Source organism: Streptomyces bugieae (genome assembly GCF_036352915.1).
GTDB lineage: Bacteria > Actinomycetota > Actinomycetes > Streptomycetales > Streptomycetaceae > Streptomyces > Streptomyces endophytica.
In genome coordinates this window covers 1-486 of record NZ_JAZBJP010000105.1, presented here as the reverse complement: position 1 = coordinate 486, position 486 = coordinate 1, and the positions used below count along the sequence as shown (strand labels likewise).

At 72.4% G+C, this 486-nt stretch carries 1 protein-coding gene and 1 pseudogene; both read right to left on the bottom strand.

Features of this window, described 5'->3' with window-relative positions:
• On the bottom strand, positions 1-177 hold the full coding sequence (locus tag V2J85_RS40390) for a hypothetical protein (RefSeq protein ID WP_311604009.1): 177 nt from the start codon (positions 175-177) through the stop codon (positions 1-3).
• A 102-nt stretch (positions 178-279) separates the two neighbouring features.
• Positions 280-486: pseudogene (locus V2J85_RS40385) on the bottom strand (hypothetical protein); the annotation flags it as partial.

The window sequence follows — 486 nt, the reverse complement described above, 5'->3', positions numbered from 1 at the left end:
CTACTGCTCCGCGGCAGTCACTTCGTCCTTGCTGGGGAAGGTGGTGCGGCCGTCGTCCATGCGGACGGTGAGGTCGCCTCCGGTGTGGGTCTTCTCGACGGTGCCCTCGGCCCCGGCCTTGTGCCGGGTGCCGCCGGCCTGGATGTCGGTGATGAGCTTGATCCGGGTTCCGCGCATGATGGCCATCCCTTCGTGGAGCTGGACTGTCCGGCTCCCCTCGGCCCTGCCCGTACCGGCGTCGTACGGCCGGGACGGGCAGAGGAGGCAACCGGCAGACCGTCACCAGCCGTTGATGAAGGCCTCGTAGTACGGCCAACCGAGCCGGGCGGCCGCCGCGTGCTGCCGTGCGTCGCGCGCGCCGCGCCGGTGGATGCCGGCGGCGATGGCGTGCCCCTCGCGGGCCAGCTCGTCGGCCAGGCGCTGCTGAGCGGCTGCCGACGCCTGCCACGCCTCGGCCTCGGCCTGCATCTCACGGTGGGTGTAGAG

Coding starts and splice junctions, on each gene's coding strand:
- V2J85_RS40390 (WP_311604009.1), bottom strand. CDS start 177: ATGCGCGGAACCCGGATCAAGCTCATCACCGACATCCAGGCCGGCGGC.